At 63.7% G+C, this 25,535-nt stretch carries 22 protein-coding genes; 14 read left to right on the forward strand and 8 right to left on the reverse strand.

Annotation, left to right across the window (positions count from 1 at the left end; translation table 11 throughout):
- Positions 1–50 precede the first annotated feature (50 nt).
- From RGQ15_RS20890 to dsbD, 3 genes are read right to left on the reverse strand one after another with little or no spacing between them, the layout of a single operon-like run.
- Positions 51–671: a DsbA family protein gene (locus RGQ15_RS20890; RefSeq protein ID WP_311162799.1), complete on the reverse strand. Its 621-nt coding sequence runs from the start codon at positions 669–671 to the stop codon at positions 51–53.
- On the reverse strand, positions 668–1,624 hold the full coding sequence (locus tag RGQ15_RS20895) for a L,D-transpeptidase (RefSeq protein ID WP_311162801.1): 957 nt from the start codon (positions 1,622–1,624) through the stop codon (positions 668–670). Before RGQ15_RS20895 ends, RGQ15_RS20890 begins: the two co-directional genes overlap by 4 nt.
- Complete coding sequence (gene dsbD / locus RGQ15_RS20900; RefSeq protein ID WP_311162802.1) at positions 1,624–3,375, reverse strand: protein-disulfide reductase DsbD; 1,752 nt, start codon at positions 3,373–3,375, stop codon at positions 1,624–1,626. Before dsbD ends, RGQ15_RS20895 begins: the two co-directional genes overlap by 1 nt.
- Before the next feature lie 112 nt (positions 3,376–3,487).
- Here dsbD and RGQ15_RS20905 point away from each other — a divergent pair, with 112 nt between their 5' ends.
- The 4 genes from RGQ15_RS20905 to RGQ15_RS20920 all read left to right on the forward strand — a co-directional run bounded on the left by RGQ15_RS20905 (position 3,488) and on the right by RGQ15_RS20920 (position 7,462).
- Positions 3,488–4,150: a response regulator gene (locus RGQ15_RS20905; RefSeq protein WP_311162803.1), complete on the forward strand. Its 663-nt coding sequence runs from the start codon at positions 3,488–3,490 to the stop codon at positions 4,148–4,150.
- Positions 4,147–5,505 (forward strand): ATP-binding protein, encoded by a 1,359-nt coding sequence (locus RGQ15_RS20910; protein ID WP_311162804.1) that lies wholly within the window; start codon positions 4,147–4,149, stop codon positions 5,503–5,505. Before RGQ15_RS20905 ends, RGQ15_RS20910 begins: the two co-directional genes overlap by 4 nt.
- A 269-nt stretch (positions 5,506–5,774) precedes the next feature.
- A complete protein-coding gene (locus RGQ15_RS20915) occupies positions 5,775–6,359 on the forward strand; it encodes a hypothetical protein (protein ID WP_311162805.1) in 585 nt (194 codons plus the stop codon).
- A gap of 8 nt (positions 6,360–6,367) precedes the next feature.
- On the forward strand, positions 6,368–7,462 hold the full coding sequence (locus RGQ15_RS20920) for a cache domain-containing protein (protein WP_311162806.1): 1,095 nt from the start codon (positions 6,368–6,370) through the stop codon (positions 7,460–7,462).
- Here the strand turns inward: RGQ15_RS20920 and RGQ15_RS20925 are convergent.
- From RGQ15_RS20925 to RGQ15_RS20940, 4 genes are all read right to left on the reverse strand, one after another.
- Positions 7,455–9,422 carry a glycosyltransferase family 2 protein gene (locus RGQ15_RS20925; protein ID WP_311162807.1) on the reverse strand — a complete coding sequence of 656 codons (1,968 nt, stop codon included), beginning with the start codon at positions 9,420–9,422 and terminating at the stop codon, positions 7,455–7,457. The two genes, RGQ15_RS20920 and RGQ15_RS20925, sit on opposite strands and share 8 nt — an antisense overlap.
- Positions 9,423–9,438: 16 nt before the next feature.
- Positions 9,439–10,608: an HlyD family secretion protein gene (locus tag RGQ15_RS20930; RefSeq protein WP_311162809.1), complete on the reverse strand. Its 1,170-nt coding sequence runs from the start codon at positions 10,606–10,608 to the stop codon at positions 9,439–9,441.
- Positions 10,609–10,710: 102 nt separating this feature from the next.
- A complete protein-coding gene (locus RGQ15_RS20935) occupies positions 10,711–11,820 on the reverse strand; it encodes a glycosyl hydrolase family 8 (RefSeq protein ID WP_311162810.1) in 1,110 nt (369 codons plus the stop codon).
- A gap of 210 nt (positions 11,821–12,030) precedes the next feature.
- On the reverse strand, positions 12,031–13,095 hold the full coding sequence (locus RGQ15_RS20940; protein ID WP_311162811.1) for a LacI family DNA-binding transcriptional regulator: 1,065 nt from the start codon (positions 13,093–13,095) through the stop codon (positions 12,031–12,033).
- A 184-nt stretch (positions 13,096–13,279) separates the two neighbouring features.
- Between RGQ15_RS20940 and RGQ15_RS20945 the strand changes: the two genes are divergently transcribed.
- From RGQ15_RS20945 to RGQ15_RS20980, 8 genes are all read left to right on the forward strand, one after another.
- A complete protein-coding gene (locus RGQ15_RS20945; protein ID WP_311162812.1) occupies positions 13,280–14,596 on the forward strand; it encodes an ABC transporter substrate-binding protein in 1,317 nt (438 codons plus the stop codon).
- Positions 14,597–14,702: 106 nt separating this feature from the next.
- Positions 14,703–15,650: a carbohydrate ABC transporter permease gene (locus RGQ15_RS20950; protein WP_311162813.1), complete on the forward strand. Its 948-nt coding sequence runs from the start codon at positions 14,703–14,705 to the stop codon at positions 15,648–15,650.
- The gene (locus RGQ15_RS20955) at positions 15,647–16,582 is read left to right on the forward strand and encodes a carbohydrate ABC transporter permease (protein WP_311162815.1); all 936 of its coding nucleotides are present in this window, start codon (positions 15,647–15,649) and stop codon (positions 16,580–16,582) included. Before RGQ15_RS20950 ends, RGQ15_RS20955 begins: the two co-directional genes overlap by 4 nt.
- Entirely contained in the window at positions 16,579–16,767 is a 189-nt protein-coding gene (locus RGQ15_RS20960; protein WP_311162817.1) for a hypothetical protein, read from the forward strand. The genes RGQ15_RS20955 and RGQ15_RS20960 overlap by 4 nt, the downstream gene beginning before the upstream one ends.
- A 3-nt stretch (positions 16,768–16,770) precedes the next feature.
- Complete coding sequence (locus RGQ15_RS20965) at positions 16,771–17,868, forward strand: ABC transporter ATP-binding protein (RefSeq protein ID WP_311162819.1); 1,098 nt, start codon at positions 16,771–16,773, stop codon at positions 17,866–17,868.
- Positions 17,861–18,856 (forward strand): ABC transporter ATP-binding protein, encoded by a 996-nt coding sequence (locus tag RGQ15_RS20970; RefSeq protein WP_311162821.1) that lies wholly within the window; start codon positions 17,861–17,863, stop codon positions 18,854–18,856. The genes RGQ15_RS20965 and RGQ15_RS20970 overlap by 8 nt, the downstream gene beginning before the upstream one ends.
- Before the next feature lie 9 nt (positions 18,857–18,865).
- Entirely contained in the window at positions 18,866–20,491 is a 1,626-nt protein-coding gene (locus tag RGQ15_RS20975) for a dihydroxyacetone kinase subunit DhaK (RefSeq protein WP_311162823.1), read from the forward strand.
- 123 nt (positions 20,492–20,614) lie between these two features.
- Positions 20,615–22,063 (forward strand): alkaline phosphatase D family protein, encoded by a 1,449-nt coding sequence (locus tag RGQ15_RS20980; protein WP_311162824.1) that lies wholly within the window; start codon positions 20,615–20,617, stop codon positions 22,061–22,063.
- Between the two features lie 42 nt (positions 22,064–22,105).
- Here the strand turns inward: RGQ15_RS20980 and RGQ15_RS20985 are convergent, their stop codons facing one another.
- Positions 22,106–22,765 carry a GntR family transcriptional regulator gene (locus RGQ15_RS20985; protein ID WP_311162825.1) on the reverse strand — a complete coding sequence of 220 codons (660 nt, stop codon included), beginning with the start codon at positions 22,763–22,765 and terminating at the stop codon, positions 22,106–22,108.
- Between the two features lie 90 nt (positions 22,766–22,855).
- Between RGQ15_RS20985 and RGQ15_RS20990 the strand changes: the two genes are divergently transcribed.
- The gene (locus RGQ15_RS20990; protein ID WP_311162826.1) at positions 22,856–24,187 is read left to right on the forward strand and encodes a glutamine synthetase family protein; all 1,332 of its coding nucleotides are present in this window, start codon (positions 22,856–22,858) and stop codon (positions 24,185–24,187) included.
- A gap of 5 nt (positions 24,188–24,192) precedes the next feature.
- A complete protein-coding gene (locus RGQ15_RS20995; protein WP_311162827.1) occupies positions 24,193–25,482 on the forward strand; it encodes an NAD(P)/FAD-dependent oxidoreductase in 1,290 nt (429 codons plus the stop codon).
- Positions 25,483–25,535 lie beyond the last annotated feature (53 nt).

The following is a 25,535-nucleotide window of genomic DNA, read 5'->3' on the forward strand; positions in this document are numbered from 1 at the left end:
GGGCGGCCCGGATCGGGGCCGCCTTTCTCGCGCGCGGACGGATCGGCGGATCATCCCCTTCGCGCGGTATCTATCGCGGATTTCAGGACGCTCATGCGCGTGACGCCGGGAAACAGATCGCGACCCACGACGTAGGAGGGCGCGCCCATCAGCCCCAGCATTTCGGCGATGCCCATATTGCGGCCGACCAGAGCGGTCCACTTGGCATAACCCTTGTCGAAGCTCTCAAGCGCCGCTTCGGGGGAGATGCCCGCCTTGGCGACGGCCTTGTCGATATCGGCATCGGTCAGCCTGCGGCCCTTCATTGCCATCATGGCTTCCACGACCTGAGGGTATTTCCCGCCCGCCACTGACCCCAGCGCGATCATCGTCGCGCGTTCTGAAACCGGTCCGAATACGGGCCAGTCCTTCAGGACCAGGCGGATGCCACCATCCTTGTGCACGAGATCCATCGTTTCGGGATGGGCCTTGCGGCAGAAGGGGCATTGATAATCGAAAAACTCGATCAGCGTGACATCGCCATCCGGGTTGCCAAGCACGGGCTGGTCGGGATCGTGCGTGAGTTCGCGCGGAGACGGACCCGCGATCTGCGATTGCGCGAAGGCGGGCGAAATCATGACGCAGGTCGCGCCAAGCCCCATTGCCAGCGTGTCGCGGCGTGTCGGTTTCATGTGGTTTCTCCTTGCGGGAAATCATCTGCGCGGCTGAGCCAGTCGGTCCCGGTATCGCCGGGCATCGGGGGCGGAGCGATCCGGGATGGGGGCGGGGGCAACAACGTGCCCGGTGGCACCGTGCCCATTCCCGCCTGTTCAAGTTCCAGCACCACGACTCGCGCCCCTGAACGCACGCGTTCTTCAAGGTGGATGGCATCCTGATTGAACATCCGGATGCAGCCAGCCGATGTCGCCTTGCCGATCGAGGAAGGGTCCATGGTGCCGTGGATGCGGTAGAACGTATCCTTGTTGCCCTTGTGCAGATACATGGCGCGCGCGCCCAACGGGTTTCCCGGCCCGCCCGGAAGGCCGTCGCGTAGCGCGGCATAGGTCTCGGGCTGGTCCTTGATCATGTTCTCGGTCGGCCGCCAGCTTGGCCAGTTTCGGGCATAGGGGATATGCGCCTCACCGGCGAAGGCCCGGCCTTCGTCTCCGACCGAGACACCGTAGCGCATCGCCCGGTTGTCAGGCAGCACGTAATAGAGAAAGCGCAGCCAGGGGTCGATGATGATGGTACCCGGCTTTTCGTCGGTCCAGTAATCCACCTCTTGGCGGATATTGCGCTGGGTCAGGTATTTGGGGTCGATCGCATCGATCCGGAATCCGTTATCCTCGGTTGCGGCATACATCGACAGAACCTCGGGTGCGACCGGCGGCACGACCGGGGGCTGTTCCGGTCCGGGTTTTTCGGCACAGGCGCCGAGGGCGAGTGGCAGGGCCAGGATCAGCGCAAGACGGCGCAGCGGAAGTCGCATCAGTTCGGTCCTTTCAGGGATTGCATGCCTGCGCGCAGATCGGCGCGCGAGATTTCGCCAAGGGGTGGCGGTCACGACCATCAAGTTAAGCAGCCCGGCCAGCACCGCCATGCGATCGGCGGACCAGACGAAGGGGCCAAGCGACGGTCCCTGCATCAGCCGTTCCCCGCCGCACGGGCAGAGCGCCGCAATTCACCCGCCGAAATCGTGCCGATGAGACGGCTTCCCGCGACCTCGCGCCGTTCACGGTCAAGGAAGATCATGGTCGGTGGTCCGGCCACGCCCAGTTCGGCCATCAGTGCGATCAGGTCCGGGTTCGGCTCACTGACATCGACCTTGACCCGCGCGAGATCCGAAAGGGCTGCCATGATGTCCGGGTCGGGGAGAAGATCGCGTTCGATGCCGCGACAGGTGATGCACCAATCTGCGGTGACATAGATGATCGCGGGCCGATCGGCCGGGCTTGCGAGCGCCTGGCGCAATGCACCTGCTGACCCGACATCGGCGAAGTCCTGGCCTGTCTCGGCCGGGGCGCGCGCGGCACTCGCAAGGCTTGCAAGCGGTTTCAGCGGATCGCTTCCACCCGATGCGGCGCCGAAGGCCTGCAGGAGACCTGCGACAAGGGCGCTCACGGCAAGGGTGCGGGCGATCGGGGCGATCTCGCGCCCGAACGCGCCAAGATGAATGCCCGTTCCGATCAGAAGAATGGCCCAAAGCGCCAGCGTTGCCTGCCCCGGCAGGATGCGACCGGCGAGCCAGATGGCCATGACCAGAAAGACCAGTGCAAAAATGCCCCGGACATGATGCATCCACTGCCCGGCCCTGGGCAGAAGGGCCGCGCCGAACGTAGCCGCGAGAACCAGCGGAATCCCTTGCCCGAGCCCCAGCGCGAAAAGTGCCGCGGCACCTAGCGCGACATCCCCGGTCTGGGCGATGTATAGAAGCGCACCCGCCAGCGGCGCGGTCACGCAGGGCCCGAGGATCAGAGCCGAGCAGAAGCCAAGGATCGCCGCCCCCAAAAGCGAACCACGGGGTCCTTGAAGCCGAGAGATCCGCGCCGAAACCGCGCCCGGCATCTTCAGATCGAAATGCCCCAGCGCCGACATGGCGAGAGCGCCGAAGAGCAAGGCCATGGCGCCGATCGCCCATGGCGATTGCAGGGCAATCTGAAGGTTCTGGCCGGACCAACCGACGATGGCGCCGATCAGGCCAAAGGCCGAGGCCATGGCCAGCGCGTAGACGCCCGAAAGCGCTGCGCCGCGCGCAGGTACAAGCGCTTCGCCCTGCCGCGCAAGCATGCCGATCAGGACGGGGAGCATGGGAAAGGCGCAAGGCGTGAATGCCAGGGCGATGCCGAAGCCCAGATAAGCCAGCAGCAGCCATGCCGTGCCTTTGGCCGCCAGACCATCCAGCCCGGGGGTCGTTTCGAACACCAGTCCGACTGCGGTGCCGGGGACTTCGGCAGGCATCCGCGTGGACATCTGCGGCGTCGGCAGATCAATCACTGCGCTTGTCGGCTGGTAGCAGATGCCGTTGTCCTGACAGCCCTGATAGGTGACCTCGACCCGGCCCGCAGCATCCGGCACGGTAATCTGCGCCTTGTCATGATAGACCTCGACCAAGCCGAAGCTGGGGTCGTCCTTGATCGCGCCCGGAGCGGTCACGACCCGAAGCTTCTTGCCCGCAGCATCCGTCACTTCGAAGCTGTCCCGGTAAAGGTAATAGCCGGGCGCGATCTTCCATCCGATATGCGCGCCTGCGCTATCGGCGGGCTCGAGCCGCATCTGGAAAGCCTCATGCGGGTCAAGCGGTCGCGCCGCTTTCCCCGAAATCGAAAATTCCTGCGCGACGAGCGGCATCGCGACCAGAATCCACGCAAAGATGATCGTCAGGAACCTTGCTCTCATGCCGCTCGCAGCCTTTCTGTCATACGACGCAGCAATCACGGACGCGGCTTAAGTCAGCCTTAAGGCGGCGCTGACAGAAAATGACACCGGAACACGAAACGGAGAGCGCGAATTGAGGGTCCTGATCATCGAGGATGACGCGATATTGCGCGACGGGCTGACGGTCGGCCTGCGCCTTGCAGGGTTTTCGCCCGAAGCCGTATGTGACTGCGCCGATGCGCGTCAGGCGCTGGCGATGGGTGGCTTTCGGGCGGCGGTGCTGGATCTCATGTTGCCCGATGGATCGGGCCTGGATCTGCTGCGCGAATTGCGCGGTCAGGGCGGGACGCTGCCGGTTCTTGTCCTGACCGCGCGCGATCGAACACCGGACCGGGTTCAGGGGCTAGACGCGGGCGCCGACGATTATCTGGGCAAGCCGTTCGAACTGGATGAACTGGCCGCGCGATTGCGTGCCTTGATCCGCCGCGCGCAGGGCAGGGCCGAGGCCGAGATGGCATGGAACGGGCTGCGATTGGACCCGGCCCAGATGCGCGGCCGGCGCGACGGGCGCGAGATCACGTTCTCTCCGCGCGAATTCGCGATCCTCCAGGCGCTGATGGAGCGGCCGGGCGCTATCCTTGGGAAGGTGCAGCTGGAAGAACGCATCTATGGCTGGCAGGAAAGGGTCGAAAGCAACACGATCGAGGTCCATGTCCATAACCTGCGGGCCAAGCTTGGCGCCGGCGTGATCGAAACCGTTCGCGGTGCGGGCTACCGTCTGGCGGATGCGGGATGAGCTCGATCCGCAAGCGGCTCTTTGTCATTCTTCTGATCGCCACCGGGGCAGTCTGGCTTTCGGGGGTGACGTGGCTGCAATATTCGGCACGGGCCGAGGTGGGGCGGGTGCTTGACCGGCGGCTGGAAGAGGCCGCGAAGATGGTCGTCTCGCTGCTGGCGGGCGGCAATATCGACCCGGAAGTGCTTTCGCAAGCCGCCGCGCGCGCGCCCGCCCCGGTCATGCCCATGATGGGGTCACACAGCTATCTGCGGCAATTGGCATGCCAGATCTGGGGATTGGACGGCGAATTGATCAGCGACTCGGCAGGGGCGCCGCGCCAGCCACTTGTCGGCGAAACCGAAGGATTCGCGGAAAGCGCGGCAGGCGGCGAGAAGTGGCGCGTGTACAGCCTGGTCGACCAGCGTCTTGGCATCAGGGTCATGGTGGGAGACGCGGTCGCTGTCCGCGAAAGGCTCGTCAACCGGGTGACGTTCGGCTTGCTCATCCCGGCTCTGCTGGCGCTGCCGATCCTTGCCGGGCTGATCTGGTGGGCTGTCGGGCGCGGGCTTCAGCCATTGGACCGATTGGCGAACGAGCTGGGCGCCCGTGCTGCCGATGACCTTTCGCCGCTGCCGCATCGCCCGGTGCCACGCGAGTTGCGGCCGATGACACATGCGCTGGATGACCTGTTCCACCGCGTCGAGACGATGCGCAACCGGGAACGGAATTTTACCGCCTACGCCGCGCATGAACTGAAGACGCCCTTGGCGGGGCTCAAGACCCAGGCTCAGATCGCGGGCTCGGCACCGGATGAGCCGACGCGCCGCCATGCGCTTGGCCTGATCGTCGAGGGGGTGAACCGGACCGACCGGATGGTGCGGCAACTTCTGGACATGACGGCGGTCGAAAGCGCGGGGCAGGGCCGGGTCTGCGTGCCTGCGCAGCAGGTCCTTGCCGAGGTCGTTCGTGATCTGCGCCCGGTGGCGGAGGGCCGGGACGTGGCGCTGCGCGTCGATGCGCCCGGATGCCCGTGGCAGACGCCCCATGGCGCGTTGCTGGCCTCAGCCATGCGTAACGTCATCGAGAATGCGTTGAACGCTGCCCCGACAGGTTCGGTTGTCGACATAGAGCTGGGATGCGACCAGCAGGGGGCGACCTTTCGCGTCCTGGACCAAGGACCCGGCATTCAGGAAATGGATCGTGCGTATGTCACCCAGCGCTTTTATCGGGGCGCGGGGAGTTCCGGATCGGGTAGCGGGCTGGGTCTTGCCATCGTGGCCGAGGCCGCTCGGCGCATGTCGGGGCGATTGCGCCTGATGCCCCGTCCGGGCGGGGGCGAGATCGTCGAGATCACTTGGCCGCAATCCGCCTGAGCCGTTCGGGGAAAGCGCTAATTGTCGCTTTGGACGTCGCAGCCCCGATCGCGCTTGCCGGGTGCTCAGGCGATGTCCCCGAATGGTGCAACCTGCGCCAGAATGAAGCGGCCAAAGGCGGCATGCTTGCTTTGTGTCACGGTATCGACGACGCATCACAACCGAAGATGCCAAAACCATGAGTTGCAGGTTGCGCTGGCTGCTCAATCATTCAGTATTGCCGCAGCGGCAATTTCGCCCTCTGTCTGCTTTTCAGGTTCAGCTTTTTCATGCTCCAGCATTTGCGTCTGCTCGCCCCGGCCATCACCGTCCTTGCCTTCCAACCGGCCGGGCCAGCCGTGGCGGACGGTTTCTTCCTGCAGTCCGATATCGGCAGCGACACGCGCGGAGGCGTGGTCGCCCTGCAGCGCGGCCCGCTGACCTTCGGAGCCAACTCGACCGATTACGAGGGGGGCAAGGAGCTTTACGCCAGCGTCACCTACGCCCTGCAGCTGGGCAATGTCGGCGTTCTCAAGTTCGGTCCCACGATGGGCAAGACCTGGCAGGACGAGGGGGATGACGATGTGCGGACCGGTGGGAAGGTTTCGATAGAACGCTACACGCCGCTGGAATTCGGCTCGGTCTATGGGTTGGTCGACCTGAACAGCGTCAACAATTCCTGGTTCGTGCTTGGACAGCTGAACAGCAATGCACTGAATGCGGGTATCGACCTGTCGCGCGGCGGCAGCGACAATTATACGGAAACGACTCTTGCCTTCCGGAAGGGCTTCAGGGACAGCCCCTTCAGCCTGCGCGCCGGCTACAAATTCGATTCCGACGAGGCGTTTCTCGGCTTTTCAATCAATACGTTCTGAGGTGAACCATGCCCGCCCAATCCCGAGATTACACCAGGCTCACCCTCACGCGCTCAGTCTATGCCTTCGTGCTGATCACCCTCGCGGCCATTTTTGTGCTTCTTGCCGCGATCCTCGCCGATCGCTCTGGCCGGATGATCGACGAGGCGCTCGATCGCGCGGTGAACGTGCGGACGCATGCGGCGGCCAAGATCCTGGCACGCAGCCTTGAACGCGATTGGCGCAGTCTGGGCTTCCTTGCCGAGCAGGCCACGAACCTCAAGCAGGATACCCTGCGTGGCGTGCTGGATGGCATGCAGGGCGAGGGAGACCGGATTTCCTGGATCGGCTATACCGATATCAACGGCCGCGTCATCGAGGCGACGGACGGGATGCTGATCGGGCAGGACGTGTCGGCGCGTCCTTGGTTTCGGGGTGGCTTGAACGGCGGATTTGCGGGTGACATGCACGAGGCGCTGCTTCTTGCGAAGCTGCTTGGCAGCGAGACCGACGAGCCGCTGCGCTTCATCGACCTGTCGCGTCCGGTCCTTGACGTAAGAGGGCAGGTGATCGGCGTGGTGGGGATGCACATCAACGCAAACTGGCTGGAAGGCTCCCTCAGGGAAACCGCGCGCAACCTCGAACTCGACCTGTTCCTGCTCTCGGCAGACGGCTCGGTGGTGGCGACGACAACAGGTGAGACGCCCCGGACCAGCGATCTGGAGATCCTTCGGGTCGCCCAGACCGGTTCCGAAGGCGCGATGCGTGAAACCTGGCCGGATGGACAGGACTATTTCAGCACGCTGGTGCCGCAGATCAGCTTCAAGGAATTGCCCAGCTTCGGCTGGCGGATGCTTGGACGGATCGAGACGAAGAGCTTTGCCTCGGACGCGGCCTTGCTGCGCCAGGGCGGGCTGCTGAGTGTCCTTGCCATTCTTGCCATCCTGTTCGGCGCCACTGCGATCTATGTCCGGATCTTCGCCGCGCCGCTTGCCATGCTTGCGGGTTCGGCCGAGCGCATCGCCGGAGGGTCGGACGAATACCCCCCGAGCTCGACCGTGACGCGCGAGGCGGCCCAGATTTCGTCCGCGCTGGCGCGCCTCCAGCAGGACCGGCCTATCTAGTCCCGGTCCGGAAGGACAGCCTGCGCGCAATGTCCGAAATCAGTGCGGATGTCTGGGCGCGCGCCACCCCCGGCGCGTCGCCATCGGCATAGAAGCGCAGGAAGAGGGCTTCGCGCTGCTGATCGTCCGGCAGGAGGTGCAGTCTTGTGCCGTCCGGGGTCTGGGCGATGACATAGGCCTCGACATCGCCGACATCCTTGATCCGCAAAAGCCCACGCGTCCCGATCGGATAGATCCGGCCGCGCAGCCTGACGGTATCAAGCGTAAGGGATGCGATCCACTGCCGGCGCAACTCGTCCCCCGTCGCGAAGATCGCGCGTTCGGGCTGGTCGGCGATGTGGCGTTCGCGCCGCGGCAGCTCGACACATGCGAGGCAGGTCATCGCCAGGACGACGACATTGTAGATCGTCCAGAACAGGATGACCCATTTCCCGTCGCCCGCATCGTTGAAGGCGAAGCGATCCGACAGGATACCGAGCCAAAGCCCGAAGGTGGTCAAGCCAAGCAGAATTGCGAACGGGGCCATCATGCGCCACTGGATGACAATCCTTGTCCGGTCTCCCCCCTTGGCCGTGACCGAGAAGGGGTGCCCGTTCGGCCGGAACATGCCGGTATAGGCCGCACGCGTGATGGGGATTGCCCCGATAAGCTGGCTCACGTCGTTCAGGATCGGGACGACCATGCCACGGCTGAGAAGGTTGAGCACGACCAGGGTCCACAGGTAATAGGCCCCGAAGATGCTGATCACGTCGGTCAGGCTGGCATCCACGACGATGACGTTGAAATACCAGTAAAGCAGCGGGTAGACGACGGCCGCGACCCTGAACGGAAAACTGGTCATCCAGAAAAAGACGGAATCCACGACGCTCCAGCGATCACGCAGGCGCAGGTTGTTCGTCGCCATCGGCCCCAGCGACGAGCGAGCAATCTGCATCAGGCCAAGACACCAGCGTGCCCGTTGCGTCACATATTCCTTGAGACCTTCCGGCGCGAGCCCTTCCGAGAGCGGCTCGGCCAGATAGGCCGTCGTCCAGCCCTTGTCTTGCAGGGCCAGCGTGAGCATGAAATCCTCGGTCACGCTTTCGGTCGGCAGCCCACCGATATCGCGCAGGGCCGTCCAGCGGCAGATCGACGAGGTGCCGCAGCAGAATGCGATGCCCCAGCCGTCGCGGCTGGGCTGCATGTGGTCGAAGAAGAAGCGCTGCTCGTCGGGGTATGAGCGGGACAATCCCAAATTGTGCTGGATGGGGTCTGCGTTGAAGAAATGCTGCGGGGTCTGGACCAGCCCGACCTTCGGGTCGTGGAAAAGCGCGAGGGTGCGCGAAATGAACCCGCGATGCGGCACGAAATCGGCATCGAGAACCGCGACGAAGTCCGGCGGGACCGGGTCCTCGGCAAGGCGGTCAAGGGCATGGTTGATGTTGCCGGCCTTCGAGCCCTTGTTGTCGGGGCGTCGCATGTAGCGCACGCCCTGCGATGCGCAATAGTCGCGCAGCCAGTCACGGCGGCTGTCATCAAGGACCATGACTTCCTTGTTCGCGTGGCGTAGCGACTTTGCCCCGACAATGGTTCGTTCGAGGACATCGAGTTCCTCGTTATAGGTTGCGATGAGGATCGCGACCCGAGGCTCGTCTTCGCCCCACCAGCCCAGGTTCTCGCTGGCTTCGTCGCTGCGCAGCCTGATGCGCGACATGATGACGAATGCGCTGAGCGAACCCGCCAGAGCAAGCATCTCGATCAGGAAAAGCGACCAGCTTGCGAACATGTCCACGGTCAGCCCGGGCGGTGCCAGGGTCTGGCTTCCGCGCCACCAGGCGTAGCGCAGCGCCAGAAAGATCGTCGCTGCGAAGAGCAGCGAACGATGCAGGTTGCTGGTGGGACGAACGAAGATGGGCAGCAACAGCGCGACCCCGCCCAGCAGCAAGAGAGGGACCAGGGACGAGCCCAGCTCGCTCAACATCGGAAACGTTGCCATCTCAGGAAAAGATGCTGCGCAGCCAGTCGAGCGGGCGCCGGTCGAAGAAGACGCGCCCGGTCTGTCCGATCATGCAGCCGCCTTCGGACGCGCCCAGTTCCGGCACCAGAAGGGTGACGTCGTAGCGTTCCAGATGTCTCTGGCTGGGGGCGATGGCGAGGTTGCGATAGACCGTGGCGGCGCCGCTGCCGGCAAGCCGGCTGATGGTGCCGTCATAGAGCTTCGACTGGCCATCAAGCCGGAACTTGGCCGGACCGCCAAGCCTGAGGCTGTTATAGACCCGCTCGGACACTGAAAGCGTCACCATCACCGAACCGCAATCCACCATCCGCAGGAGCGGGTCGCCCCGTTGGACATTGACCCCGTCCGCCTCGAGCACTTCCCAGAACTGCCCCGAGATTGGTGCAAGGATCTCTCCTCCGCTCAGGCCACTGACACGGACCTGCTCGCGCGCGATCCGATCCGTGAGCGCGGTGAGGCGGGCTTTCGCCTCATCCAGGCGGGTCGTCAGCGTGTCTATTTCGCTCCCAAGCTCGATGGCGCGCTGCTCGGATACCGGTGCGTCATTGTACCCGTCACCAAGGAAAACGCCTGCCTCGGCAGAGCGCAGGGCGATATCCAGCAGCGCTACCCGCTCACGCGCATGGTCGATCGCCAGCGCATGGGTCAGCGGTTCGGCCGGAAGCCGACCGGAAACCTCGCCGGCCGCGTCGATCAGGCGCTGGCCGTCTTCATCAAGCGCGTCGCCCCGCTCAAGCAGCTCAAGCCGGTTGCGCGCATGGTCGAGACGCTCGCGCAATTCGTCCAGCCGTTCCCGGCGAAAGGTTTCGCTGCGCTTTTCAAGGGATGCCTTCTGAACCTTCGCCTTGTCGATCTGGGCAGTCATCTGCGCGATCTCGGCCGTCGAGTAGCTCGATTCCATGTAAAGGTCGTCCAGTCTCACGGAATCCACCAGCGGGTCGATGATGCTCGCCAGGATGTCCCCCTTGGCGACCTTTGCCCCAAGCGGACGGTTGGGCATCGAGAGATCCCCTGCGACATCGGCGCGGACGGTCACGATGCGAGCATTGACCACGGCATCGGCGCTGGCGCCGGACATCTGCTCGCCCACGATGATCCAAAGCGCCAGGATGATCGCAAGGAAACCGATCAACAGTCTCGAAAACTTCATGAAGAATACCCGGCGCGTTAATGGATTGATTGCTATTCGTGCTTGACGTTAACGAATGCTGAGGGAGCTTTGCCATAGGTTGTGGCAAGAATTCTTTTCAGCCTATGGCTTCTGTTGCGCATCGGGCGCGGCGCATCCGCTTTCGCGCATCGCGATCTGGGCAAGCAGGCAAAGCGTTGCCGGATAATAGGGCGCAGAGCCGCCGCCCGTGCTTCGCTTTCTCGCATCGGATGGCGTGCACGATGCGAGATCGGCTATGAGGCGAAAACCCGCTTCGTCGCTCATCGCTTCAACCTGGCCATCAGGTCCGATGACCACCGCGACGTGGTCGGGGATGGGGGCGGTCAGCATCATCTTTTGGGCCAGCATCACGGCTGGGTGCGAGACCTGCCCCGACCACACCAGGTAAAGCGGGATGCGCAACGCGTCATAGCCCCAGCGGAAGTCGTGCTCTTGCGGTGCCTCGAAGCCATTCGCGGTGACGTCGATCCAATCCGCCAGAAATCCCGTGGCAGCCATTTCGGCCAGGACGGTTTCGGAGTGGTCGGCGCATCGGACCAGCACCGGTTCGTCCGCAGCCTCGCCAAGCTCGCGTAGCGCGCGCGGGATGAAATACGACGGGTTGACCAGCACCCGGTCGCTTTGGCGGCGTGCCTCGGCCCCGGGGACCAGAAGCCGTTCGGCGGGCGCACGCGGGTCCGGCGCAAGGCAGATCGAGGCAATATCTTGCGCGATCGCCCGAAAGGTCGTCTCATAGCCGCCCCATCCGGAATCGCGGGTGGCCCGCAGCAAGGCCCAGGCGCGAATGAGGTCTCCATCCGTGGCATTGCGCCAGTCCAGCGCCGTCCCATCCTGAGGGTCGGGCATCCATTTCCATGCCAGCAGACGATCCTGGCGGATGGCGAGATGTGAGCTGGTCCATTGCTCGATCAACCGGAAAGCGGACTCATCGCCGAATGCCTGGGCAAGTAGCAAGCCATAGGCCTGGCCCTCGGAATGACTGATGCCCCCCTGCTGGGGATCGACGACCCGCCCCTCCGGCATGAGAAAACTGCGCGTCCAATCCTGCCATGAATACCCGATCTCCTGCGATCCGCCATGTGCGGTGCCGATGCCGTGCGGGGAACAGCAGCTCATCGCCATCCCGGCAAGCACCGATCTGCGATGAAGGCGCAGCGGAGCGCAGGCATTCTTGCGGGCGAAGTCGGGCATCGGCTTTGGTTCCTGGATGCTGTCCGCGGCCTGCAGGCGGCCGGGAATGCCAGTGACGCTGACAAAGCTCCCCGGCGGCGTCAATTGACGCAGTTGTCATCCGGGCAAGGTTTCGCCGCCGACTGCGCCTGAGAAGGGCGAACTGCCAGGTTCACCCCCAACGAAGCCGCATGCCAGCTGCGGTCTGCGATGCCCCCTTTCCCGCGCACGTTAAGGACGTGCTGTCGCCGGGGCGTCGGCAGGCAGATGTGGGCGGAGATTGTCAGGCAGCAGGATTTCGATGCGGATTTCTTCCTGCGAGGCAATGGGCTGGCGTCCGTCGCATCTCGCGCGCATGACCCGGATCGCGCTGCGGGCAAGGTGACCGGGGTTCTGGGCAATCACCGCGGCCAGTTTTCCTTCAAGCAAGAGCCGTTCGGTAAAGCCCGTCCGCTCATGGGCGATGATCACCTGCCCGGTGGAATCGCTGGTGGCGTCGATCGCCTCAAGCGGAAGTCGCGCCTCTGAGGCCAGGACATAGACGCCAACGATGTCGGGATGGTTGGCATAGGCGTTGCGCAGGATCGTCCGGGTCCGCTCTGCATCGCCATGGGTTTCCAGCGAGGGCAGCGCGGCCAGTTCGGGGAAATTGCCCGTGATGACCTGATCGAAACCCTGCCGACGCTCGACGCTGTCACGCGCGTTCATCGTATCGGCGATGACAAGGATCTGGCCTGGCCGGCCCGAACAGAAACGCCCCATCAACCGGCCAGCAGTGGCCCCGGCGGCGCGATTGTCGATCCCGACGCTGTCGCCCCCGGCCTCGCCCGACTGACCGGAAAGAAAGCGCACGACCTGCACGCCGCGCCCGCGCAGCCGGGCCATCGCGTCGCGAACCTGGGGCGATTCAGGCGCCAGCACCGCCACACCGTCCAGATCGTCGGCGGAAAGTTCGGCAAGCGTCTTGGCGATCTGGTGCGGGTCGCTGCCGATGGCACGTCGCATCTCGACCTGGATCCCTTCCGAGGCAAAGGCGGTCGCGGCCTCGGCGATATGGCTTTCAAGGGTGGTCAGGAACGCGTCACCGGTAATGGGCAAGAGGAATGCAAGGCGATAGATCCGGCGCCGCGCCAGATTGGCTGCCGAGAGGTTGCGCACGAAGCCGATCCGTTCGATCGCTTCGTTCACGGCAGCCACGGTTTCCTCCCGCACCCCGCTGCGGCCATTCAGGACGCGATCTACGGTCGCGAGGCTTACGCCTGCAGCCCGTGCCAGATCCTTGGTCGTTGGACGCATCAACTTCTGGAAGACTCCCCTCATTCACCGGGCTTGAACCGTTATTCGGCTTTTGAACCGGGCATTGCAATGGGCATGAGGCACGCACCTCATAATTTTGTTGCTATGAGGTTCGCACCTCATTTACAAATATTATACCAGAGAGTCGCGGCGGGGAGGTCGCGCATTGGGGGGAGGACAATCGATGAAGAGACAGCTGATACTCTCGGCTGCAGCCGCGGCGCTGGTCTTCGGCGCAGGTGCGGCGCAGGCCGACGACCTGACCCTGTGCTGGGCGGCTTGGGACCCCGCCAATGCGCTGGTCGAGCTTTCAAAGGATTTCGAGGCCGAATCCGGACACAAGATGAGCTTCGAATTCGTTCCCTGGACCAGCTTTGCCGATCGGATGCTGAACGAGCTGAATTCCGGCGGGCAATTGTGCGACCTGATGATCGGCGACAGCCAATGGATTGGCGGCGCGGCCGAAAACGGGCAATATCAGAAGCTCAACGATTTCTTCGACGCCGAAGGAATCAGCATGGATGACTTCATCCCTGCAACGGTGACCGGTTATTCCGAATGGCCGAAAGGCACGCCGAACTACTGGGCTCTGCCGGCCTTCGGCGATGTCGTGGGCTGGACTTATCGCAAGGATTGGTTCGCACGACCTGAGCTTCAGGCCGAGTTCAAGGAAAAATACGGACGTGAGCTGGCCGTGCCTGCGAGTCTCGAGGAATTGAAACAGGTCGCAGAATTCTTCCAGGGCCGCGAGATCGACGGCAAGACGGTCTACGGCGCCGCGATCTATACCGAGCGCGGCTCGGAAGGTATTACCATGGGCGTGACCAACGTTCTCTACAATTACGGGTTCGAATACCAGAACCCGGAAAAGCCCTATGACCTGCAAGGCTTCGTCAATTCTGCAGATGCGGCGATGGGGCTCGAATTCTACAAGGCGCTTTATGATTGCTGCGTCCCGCCGGGTTCGTCGGACTGGTACATGTCCGAAAATATCGACGCCTACAAATCGGGGCAGGTCGCGCTTCAGATGAATTTTGCCTTCATCTGGCCCGGCGTCCATGCCGATCCGAATGTCGGCGGCGACAAGTCGGGATATTTCCCGAACCCCGCGGGTCCCAAGGGCCATTTCGCCCAATTGGGCGGGCAGGGGATATCTGTGGTGTCGAACACCGACAGCCCCGAAGCGGCGCTGCAATACATCAAGTGGTTTGCCCAGCCCGAGGTTCAGAAAAAGTGGTGGGCGATGGGAGGCTATTCGGCGCTCAAATCCGTGGTCGAGGATCCTGGCTTCGCCACCAGCCAGCCCTATGCACAAACCTTTCTCGACAGCATGGCGATCGTGAAGGATTTCTGGGCCGAGCCCGCCTATGCCTCGCTGCTCCTGGCGATGCAGCAGCGCGTCCACAACTATGTCGTGGCCGGAAATGGCACCGCGCAAGAGGCTCTGGACGGGCTTGTCGAGGACTGGACCGAGGTCTTCGAGGATGAAGGGAAACTTTGATTCCGCCCAATGCCCCCGGGGAACTGGTCCCGGGGGCGCGGCGCAGGAAGGCGCCGGGCCGGTTTACGGCGCAGGAGCGGGCGACACGCTCGCGAAAGGATCGCCGATGCAAAGAAGTTCGTTCGAGCGGGTGGCCGAAGCAACGCCGGCACCTGTGGCGCGGCGGCTGCGCGGGCTGTCGGACCGCGCGATCGCATGGATCTTCGTGGCACCGACGATCTTCCTGCTGCTGGCGGTGAACATCTTCCCGCTGATCTGGACGATACGTCTCAGCTTCACCAACATGCGGGTGAATCGCCCCAACGCGCCGGTCGAGTTCATTGGCTTGCGCAACTACCAGCGCATCCTGACCGATGGCGATATCTGGCAGACGATGCAGGCGACGGCCCATTTCCTGTTCTGGACCCTGGCGCTGCAGATCCTGATCGGCTTTGCGCTGGCCTGGCTCATCAACCGCAAGTTTCGTGGCAATGATCTGTGGACCACGATCATCGTCCTGCCGATGATGCTTTCGCCGGCGGTGGTTGGAAATTTCTGGACGTTTCTCTATCAACCGCAGATCGGGCTTTTCAATTATGTCGTGGGTTTCCTGACCGGGGCCGACCCCTCGAGCTTCTCGATGATCGCCGATGTCTCCCTGGCGCCCTGGGCCATCATCATTGTCGACACCTGGATGTGGACGCCCTTTGTCATGCTGATCTGTCTGGCGGGCCTGCGCTCGATCCCGGCCTCGATCTACGAGGCTGCGGAATGCGACCGGGCCAGCAAGTGGCGGCAGTTCTGGACCATCACCATCCCGATGGTGCTGCCCTTCCTGATGCTGGCCGTGCTGTTCCGGGGCATCGAGAACTTCAAGATGTTCGACCTCGTGGTTCAGCTGACCGGCGGAGGCCCCGGAAATACGACCGAACTTACGTCCATCAATCTCAAGCGCGAAGCCTTCGAAAAATGGCGCACGGGCTATTCCTCGGCCTATGCGATCATCCTGTTCGTGACGGTCTTCGGCCTTGCCTCGATCTATGTGAAGGCGCTGAACAGGGTGAAGAACAGATGAGCTATTCGATCACCGAAGCTTCGCGCGTGCAGAAATGGGTCGCTGGTGTCCTGGTCGTGGGCTATGCGCTGATCACGCTGATGCCGCTGGTCTGGATCATCGCCACCGGGTTCAAGTCGCCCTCGGACGCGATCGCCTACCCACCCAAGGTGTTCTTTCCGCCGACACTCGAAGGCTATGTCAACCTGTTCACCACCCGGACCCGCCAGACGGCCGAATTCCTGGCCGCGAACCCGCCGCAGACCTGGTACGAAGAGATCGTCGCGAAATACGGCATGGTCATTGCAGGGCCGTCGCGCTTTGGCGAAAGGTTCCTCAACTCGGTCATCATCGGATTCGGATCGACCTTCCTGTCGGTCTTTCTCGGCACGCTCGCGGCCTATGCCTTCAGTCGCTTCAAGGTGCCGCTGAAGGATGACCTGCTGTTCTTCATCCTGTCCACGCGGATGATGCCGCCCATCGCGGTGGCGATCCCGATCTTCCTGATGTTTCGCCAACTGGGCCTTTCGGACACCCACCTTGGCATGATCCTGCTTTATACGGCCGTGAACCTGTCGCTGGCTGTCTGGCTGCTCAAGGGTTTCATCGACGAGATCCCCCGCGAATACGAGGAAGCGGCCCTGATCGACGGCTACACCCGGTTTCAGGCGTTCCGGAAGGTCGTGCTGCCTCAAGCCGCCACGGGGATCGCTTCGACAGCGATCTTCTGCCTGATCTTCGCATGGAACGAATATGCCTTCGCCGTGCTGCTGACGAGCGGAAGGGCTCAGACCGCGCCTCCGTTCATTCCCACGATCATCGGCGTCGGCGGGCAGGACTGGCCGGCGGTCGCAGCCGGGGCGACGCTGTTCCTGCTGCCCGTCATGGTCTTCACCATCCTTCTGCGCAAGCACCTGCTGCGCGGGATCACATTCGGAGCGGTCCGCAAATGAAGCCCTTTCTTTACGGTCTTGCCCGTTTTCGCCGCGCGCCATGGGAAATGCTGGCATCCTGCCTGATCGCGCTAGGGGTCGTCATGCTGATGCAACCCTGGTTCATGTGGGCATTCAGCTGGTCCTTCATGGTCACGTTGATCGGCACGGTGATGTTCATCGTCACCAGCCATTTCCCGGAATAGCTCATGGCCCAGATACGCATCGACAACCTGCGCAAGGATTTCGGCAAGTTCACGGCGGTGCAGTCATCCACCTTCACCGTCGAGGATGGCGAGTTCTTCATGCTGCTCGGACCCTCGGGCTGCGGCAAGACGACGACATTGCGGATGATGGCGGGGCTTGAGCTGCCGACGATGGGCACGGTCCATATCGATGGCGAGGAGGTGTCGCAGAAACCCGCCAGCCAGCGCGACATCGCCTTCGTCTTCCAGATGTTCGCGCTTTATCCACATATGAATGTGGGGCGGAACATTGCCTACCCATTGCTGTCGCAAGGCATGCCCAGGGCAGAGGCAAAGGCGCGCGTCATGGACGTGGCGAAAGTTCTCGGGATCGAGGCGATCCTTGACCGGCCTGTCGGGGGGCTGTCGGGGGGGGACCGGCAGCGCGTGGCCCTTGGCCGGGCTATCGTCCGCCGGCCCAAGGCGTTCCTGATGGATGAACCCCTTGGCGCGCTGGATGCCGAGTTCCGCGAGCATATGGCCGAAGAACTGCGCGCGCTGCATGACAGGATGCGGGCCACGACGGTCTATGTCACCCATGATCAGCTTGAGGCGATGCAGATGGGCGACAAGATCGTCGTGATGAACCATGGCGTCGTCGAGCAGTTCGGAATTCCGCAGGACATTTACGACTGGCCCGCCACGATGTTCGTGGCCGATTTCATTGGCTCGCCTTCGATGAATTTCCTGCCCTTCGAGGGCGTGGTCGAGAAAGGTGCGGATCATGTCCGGCTGGGGGATTGCAATCTCTCCGTGCCTGTCCAGCGCGAAGGCGCGCAGGGGGCGCTTGTTCTTGGGGTACGCCCCGAACATGTCCACCTTGACGCGGACGCGCCCTACCGAGCGCAGGTGCAGGCCACCGAATATCTGGGCACGACGCAGATCGTCTCGCTGAAGGCACCGCATGGCGCGATCAAGGCCCGTCTGCCTGCGGCGATGCCCATCCGGGCGGGTGAAATGGCGGGCCTGCGCTTCGATCCGCGAACCATCACCCTTTTCCGCGCCGAGACGGGCAGAGCCTTGCGCTCGGCCGCGAACGAAAGGGTGATGGCACATGGCTGATGTCGAACTGCAAGGGATCGGCAAGCGCTTCGGGGCGCTCAGGGCGCTCGATGATGTGTCGATGACCGTTCCCGATGGGGCTTTCGTCGTGCTGTTGGGTCCGACCGGCGCGGGCAAGACGACCTTGCTGCGGATCGTGTCCGGGCTTGACCCTGCGGATCAGGGGCGTGTGGTGATCGGCGGGCATGATGTCAGCACGGCCACGCCCGCGCAGCGCAACGTGGCGATGGTGTTCCAGCAATATTCGCTTTACCCGCATCTCACCGTTCGCGAAAATCTTGAATTCCCGCTGAAATCGCCCCTGCTGCGCACGCCCGTCGAGCAGATCGGCCGGAAGGTGGGCGAGGTGGCCGAGGTTCTGCAGATCAGCCACAAGCTCGATAACAAGGCCACTGATTTGTCCGGAGGAGAAATGCAGCGCGTGTCCATCGGGCGGGCGCTCGTCAGGCGCCCGGCCGTCTATCTGATGGATGAACCCCTGTCGTCGCTGGATGCCAAGCTGCGCTCGGACCTGCGGATCGAACTGAAGCGCATCCAGCAAGAGATGGGCGCGACGTTTCTCTATGTGACCCATGACCAGATCGAGGCCATGACCATGGCCACCCATGTCGGCGTTCTGGACCAGGGAAGGCTGGTGCAGTTCGGCCCACCGCGCCAGATCTATGAAGATCCGGTCAGCATCCATGCCGCCAGCCGGCTTGGCCTGCCGCGGATCAATATCCTGCCAGCGGGTCTGTTCGGCCCCGCCCCTGCGGGGGCCAGACATATCGGGCTGCGCCCGGAGCAGATCCGGCAGGGCGAAGGCGGAGAAAGCCTGGTCAAGCGGGTCGAGCATCTGGGCGATCAGACGCGGCTGCACCTGACATTCCGCGACCACGACCTTGTGACGGTGACGGACACCCATACCAAACTGAGGCCCGGAGACATGGTGCGTATCCGCCCCGAGAAGCCGCTTTTCTTCGACGCCGCCGGCGACCGTATCCATTAGGAGAGGAACATGACCCAGTTCATCAACCGCAGGGAAGATATCGTGGCCGAGGCGATCGACGGGCTTGTCGCGGGCTCGGGCGGGGATCTTGCGCGGTTGGACGGCTATCCGCATATCCGCGTCGTCCTGCGCGCCCACCGCGATCCCGCGAAGGTGGCGCTGGTCTCGGGCGGCGGTGCCGGGCACGAGCCGGCGCATGCGGGTTTCGTGGGTAAGGGGATGCTGACAGCCGCAATCTGCGGGGATGTCTTTGCCTCGCCTTCGGTCGATGCGGTCCTGGCGGGCATCCTTGCCGTGACCGGTCCGGCGGGCTGCCTGCTGATCGTCAAGAACTATACCGGCGACCGGCTGAATTTCGGCCTTGCGGCCGAGCGCGCGCGGGCTTTTGGCCTGAAAGTGTCGATGGTCGTCGTGAATGATGACGTGGCCCTGCCCGATACGCCGCAGGCAAGGGGGGTGGCAGGCACGCTATTCGTTCACAAGATCGCTGGCGCCTTGGCCGAGCAGGGCGCCGACCTTGCCGCCGTCACTGCCGCGGCCGAGCGGGTGATCCGCGCCACGCGCTCGATCGGCATGTCGCTTGATACCTGCACCGTGCCCGGGGCGCCCAAGGAAGACAGGATTCCGCGGGGCAAGGCCGAATTGGGGCTTGGCATCCATGGTGAGGCGGGGGTCGAGCAGGTGGGCTATTCTGATGCCCGAGGTGCCATGGAAATGGTGGCGGAGAAGCTTGCCGCAGTCATGTCGGATGGCGCCCACGTGGCGCTTTTGAACAATCTCGGCGGGGCGTCCGTGCTGGAAATGCAGGTTCTGTCCCATGAACTGGGTAAATCCCTTATCGGTGCGCAGATCGGGCATCTCATCGGTCCCGCCGCAATGATGACCTCGCTGGACATGCGCGGCTTTTCGGTTTCGGTGCTGGAGGCGGATGAGGACGACATGGCTGCCCTGTTGGTGCCGGTCGCGCCCAGTGCCTGGCCGGGCATGCGCGCGCATCTGCCGGTGGTCCCGCTGGACCTGCCCGACGGGCTCAGGCCCATCAAGCCGCTGCCTTCGGCCCATCCCGAGACGCGCGCCTTCCTCAAGCGCTGCTGCGAGATCCTGATCTCGGCCGAGGCCGACCTGAACCTGCTCGACGCAAGGGCGGGGGATGGCGATACCGGCTCGACGCTGGCAGGAGCGGCCCGCGCGCTGACCCAGGCGATGGACGCGCTGCCCTTGGCCGATCATACCCAATTGTTCCGCGCCATCGGTCTGGAGCTGAGCCAGACGATGGGCGGATCTTCGGGCGTGTTGCTTGCGATCTTTTTCGCCGCCGCAGGTGATGCCGCTTCGGCCGGGGCCTCGATGCCCGAGGCGCTGAAGGCGGGGCTGGCGCGAATGCAGCAGATCGGTGGCGCCGGGCCGGGCGACCGGACCATGATCGACGCGCTGCTTCCTGCTCTCAACGCGCTGGCCGATGACGGGCTGCCCGCCGCTGCTGCCGCGGCGCGTGCCGGCGCGGATGCGACGGCGGAAATGACATGTGCAAAGGCCGGGCGCGCGGCCTATCTCAATGCGGATCAGCTGCGCGGCCAGATCGACCCCGGCGCGGAAGCCGTGGCGCGTCTGTTCGAACAGCTGGCGCAAGGCTAGCAGGCCCGGGATCATCATCCGATCTCACAAGGCCGTGGGGGCGGTTCGCGCCGAGTTGCGATTGTCGGCTGCGGATGAGAAGCATTCCGCTGGAATTGCGAAAGGCGCCGGCGAAGGGTTCCGGTGGAGATCGCCCCCGCGGACAAGGAAAAGATGAGCGAAAGCGCCAAGATGATAGGGCCGATCCTGTTTCTGGATCATGTCGATGCCGAGCTTGTCCACCTTGCCGCCTTGTTCATCGCTCCAAAAGGGGTAACCGTTCCCGCGGTCGAGGTGAACGGGGTGCGGGTCCAACCTGGCCAGCTTGCCGAATATCAGGCGACGGAAGTGCATCGCGCCCGCTTTTCGCTGCGGCACGGTCCGGCCGAATATGCCTGGAATGGTCAGAGCTACCCGCTGAGCGTCGATCTGCGGGGCGATATCCGGCTGGCCTTCGTGTCGTGCAATGGCGAGGAGGTCGGCGACCTTGATCGCGCGGGCTCGGAACGCAATGTCATGTGGTCCCGGCTATGCGCCGATCACGAAAAATCTCCATTCGCGCTGCTGATGCACGGGGGCGATCAGGTCTATGCCGATGAGGTGACCCGTGGCCACCCGCTGAGCGAGCATTGGCCCGAGCGCATTTCCGAAGACCCTTCAGGGCTGGAGGATCTGCGGCGGCATCTGCGCGAGAAGCTGTTGCAGCGCTACGCCGCGCTTTACGCATCCCCGGAATTTGCCTGGATCGCGGCACGCGTGCCCTCGCTCATGCAATGGGACGATCACGATATCTGCGATGGGTGGGGGTCCTTGCCCGAGCGGGCGACACAATCCGGAATTGGCCAAACGATCTTCGGCGCCGCGCGCGAGGGGTTTCTGATCTTTCAGGCGGCCGCGGTCGAAGGCGATCTGCCGCCGCGTTTCGCCGATCCCAAGGCTGGGCATCTGGGGTGGGCGATCCGGGCGCCGGAACTTCGCCTTGTTGCGCCCGACCTGCGGTCTGAACGGACCCGCAAGGACATCATGGGACAACCGGGCTGGGACTTCGTGCAGGGGCAATCCCCGCTTGGCCCCGCCGAGCGCTGCCTTCTGATGTCCAGCGTTCCGTTGCTTGGTCCAAGGCTGTCATTGCTCGAATCGATGATGCTGGCCGTTCCACGCATGCAGCGATACGAGGACGATCTGCGCGATCAGTGGCAAAGCCGCAGCCACCGCGAGGAATGGCGCAGGATGCTGAGTCTCATGGTCGATCTGGCCCGTTCGGGGCAGAACATTGTTGTGCTGTCCGGCGAGATCCATCTTGCGACCCGCGCCGAAATGCCGCTTGGCGAAGGTGCGGTCTTGCACCAACTGGTCGCGTCCGGGATTGCCCATCGGCCCCCGCCGAAAGCTTGGGCGCGGTTTCTTGGCGCATTGGCATGGCTTGGCGATGATCCGCTGCCCGGCAGGCATATCCGTGTCGAACGCATCCCGGGTCAGGCCGGTCGGTATGTGGCCGAGCGGAATTACCTGGTTCTCGACCGACGGGCGGGCGAGTGGCGGGCATTCTGGCAGTTCGAGATCAGCGGCGGGTCGCCGGCCCTGACGCTGTGATCCCTGCGCCCTTGCCTTTCGGCGGGGCCCCTCGTCTCGCGGTCAGACATCCGCCGTCCGGATGAATTCCATGCCCTGCGTGATGTCTGCCCGGATCGCCTGAACGAAGCCTTCGCAATCCTGGCGCGCCAGCGCATCTGTTGCGTGCCGGTGATAGTCGTCGGCCAAGGCGCTGGCATCGTATTGACCGCTGATCAACCGCATCGACGGCCCGTATTGCAGCCAGAGGATTTCGATGAGCCTCAGCAATGTCGGCGCGCCGCTGCGGCGGTAGATCAGGAAGTGAAAATCGTAATTGCTCTTCATGTAGAGCTTGAGATCGCCTTCCCGGATCGCTGCGTTCACATTGCCGTCCAGCCGGACGAGCTCTTTCAGATCGGCCTGGGTCAGGTGGTCGAAGGCGCGTGCTGCCGCTTCCGGTTCAAGCTGGATTCTCGCGAAGAGCACGTCGCGATGATTGGCCATGCTGAGCTTGGGCACCTCGATCGTTCGGCTGTCGGCAAAGCGCAGCCCGCCTTCGGCCACCAGGCGCCTGATCGCATCCCGGACCGGGATGACGCTCAGGTCATGCTGCGTGGCGATGGCGCGGATCGAAACCCGTTCTCCGGGCATGAACTCGCCTTCGCACAGTTTGCGACTCAGCGCGTGGTGCAACTGATCCGCTGCGGTGTCGGGAACATAATTGTCCACTTCGATGCCCACATTTGCCTCCTTATATGTTGACGTGTGTTATATCACATACTACGGTCATATAACACGTGACGAAACCTTCCGCGACCCCCGGAGATTCAATTGTCTCATCCCCCCTCCGCCCATGACGCGGCCTACCTTCTTGCTGCGCATTGTGACTTGAACGGAGTGTTCCGTGGCAAGCGTCTTCCCTTGTCGGCCGCCGAAAAGCTGGCATCGGGTGGCATTCGCATGCCGATGTCCTCGATCGGGGTGGATATCTGGGGCACGGATGTCATCGGCAATTCGCTGACCTTCGACCAGGGTGATCTGGACGGGATCGTCGAACCGACCGGGCGGGGGCCTCTGCCGCTGGCCTTCGGCGCGACGCCCGCGATGTTCACGCCGATGTGGATGCGCAAGGAGGATGGCGAGCCCTTTTTCGGGGACCCGCGCCGCACCCTTGCCGCCGTGATCGGGCAATTCGAGGAAATGGGACTGAGGCCCGTCGTCGCGACCGAGGTCGAGTTCTATCTGGTCGATCCCGCCGCCCCCGCCGCGCGCCCGCTGAGCGTGCCGGATGTCGGCCATGCCGATTGCAGCGACACGATCTATTCGATGTCCGAACTGGCCGGCGTCGATGCTTTCCTGAACGAAGTTTACGCGGTTGCCGAAGATTGCGGCGTCGCGGTCGATGGTGCGACTTCGGAAAGCGGGCCGGGGCAGTTCGAATTCAACCTGATGCATGGGCCCGACGCGCTGAAGGTCGCGGATGACACTGTCCTGTTCAAGCAGATCGTGCGCAGCGCTGCGCGCCGTCATGGCTTTGCCGCCAGCTTCATGGCCAAGCCCTATGCCGAGCATTCCGGCAGCGGGCTGCATGTCCATTTCAGCCTGCTCGACGGCGAAGGCCGGAACATCTTCGACGATGGCACGCGCGAAGGGACGGCGGCGATGCGCCATGCGGTCGGCGGAGTTCTGGCGGCAATGCATGACTGCACCCTGATCTTTGCCCCGCACCAGAATTCGTACCGTCGGTTGCGTCCGGGGACGCTTGCTCCGACGGTGGCCGCCTGGGGCTATGAGAACCGCACGGCCGCCTTGCGCATTCCCGGCGGCCCGCCCGTCGCACGCCGGATCGAGCATCGCGTCTCGGGTGCGGATGCCAACCCCTATCTGGTCATCGCAGCCATCCTGGCCGCAGCTCTGGACGGGATCGAGGCAGGGCAGGAGCCCCCTGCGCCTGCCGACGGAAATGTCCACGATTCCGATGCGCCGCAAATTCCCGCCGACTGGCGCAGCGCGCTGTCCGTATTCGAGACGAGCCCGAAGGTCGCGCGGCTGTTCCACCCGGAGTTCATCGCCATGTTCGCCGCCTGCAAGCGGCAGGAGCTGGACGTGTTCGAGCGCGAGATCACCGCGCTTGAATATCACAGCTACCTGCACACGGTCTGACACTCATGGCCGAGGCACATACCACATCCTATTACGCCGCTACGGCAAACCAATACGCCCCATTCCCCCGGCTGGCGGGCGAGATCGACGCCGATGTCGTCGTGATCGGCGGCGGCTTCACCGGGGTCAACAGCGCCCTGGAACTGGCCGATCGCGGTTTCCGCGTCGTCCTCCTTGAAGCCAACCGCATCGGTTGGGGCGCCACTGGCCGCAATGGCGGGCAGATCACCGGCTCGCTTTCGGGCGACAAGGCCATGGCGCGCGAGTTTCGCCGCTCGCTCGGTGCAGAGGCCGAGGATTTCGTCTGGAACCTGCGCTGGCGCGGGCACGAGATCATCCGCAAGCGCGTCAGCCGTTTCGGCATCGATTGCGATCTGAAGCCCGGCCATATCCAGACCGCCTGCGCGCCCGCTCATCTGCCCGAATTGCGCGACATGCACCTGGAGGCGGTGCGGCGCGGCATGGGAGATGAGGTCGAATTTGTCGAGCAGGACCGGATCGGCGAAATCGTCGCCTCTCCCATCTATCTGGGCGGGCTGCTGAACCGGCGCAACATGCACGTGCATTCGCTGAACCTTTGCCTTGGCGAGGCGCAGGCAGCGGCCGGGCTGGGGGTCCGCCTGTTCGAGGACAGCCGTGTCCTGCGCATCGAGGAGGTCCCACGACCCGTCGTCATCACGGCGCAGGGCCGCGTCACGGCCGACAAGGTGCTGCTTGCCGGAAATGCCTATCACAGGCTCGGCAAGGGGCAGATGCGGGGCGCGCTGTTTCCCGCGGCGCTCGGGATCGTCGCGACCGAACCGCTGTCCGAAGATGTCGCGCGGCAGATCAATCCGCAGGATCTCGCGGTCTATGACAATCGCTTCGTCCTGGATTACCATCGCCTGACCGCCGACAGGCGGCTGATATTCGGCGGCGGCACAAATTATTCGGGCCGTCCCAGCCGCGACATTGCGGCCGAGTTGCGGCCCTCGATCGAGCGGACCTTTCCCCAGCTCAGGGGCATCGGGATCGAGTTCGGCTGGTCGGGCCTCGCCGGGATCATCGTCAATCGCATTCCGCATCTTGGTCGCGTCGGGCCGAACATCTTCTACGCCGAGGGCTATTCGGGCCACGGCATCGCAACCACCCATATCGTCGCCGAGATCATGGCCGAGGCCATCTCGGGCACCATGCGGGAATTCGATGTCTTTGCGGGCGTGCGCCATATGCGCCTGCCGCTTGGGACATGGGCCGGCCAGCAGGCCATCGCCCTTGGCATGTTCTACTACCGGCTAAAGGAGCGGTTCCGATAGCCATTCGTCCAGCATAGCGAGAAGCGCGAAACGCGCCGCAACCCCCAACGCAG

Source organism: Paracoccus sp. MBLB3053 (assembly GCF_031822435.1).
GTDB lineage: Bacteria > Pseudomonadota > Alphaproteobacteria > Rhodobacterales > Rhodobacteraceae > Paracoccus > Paracoccus aurantius.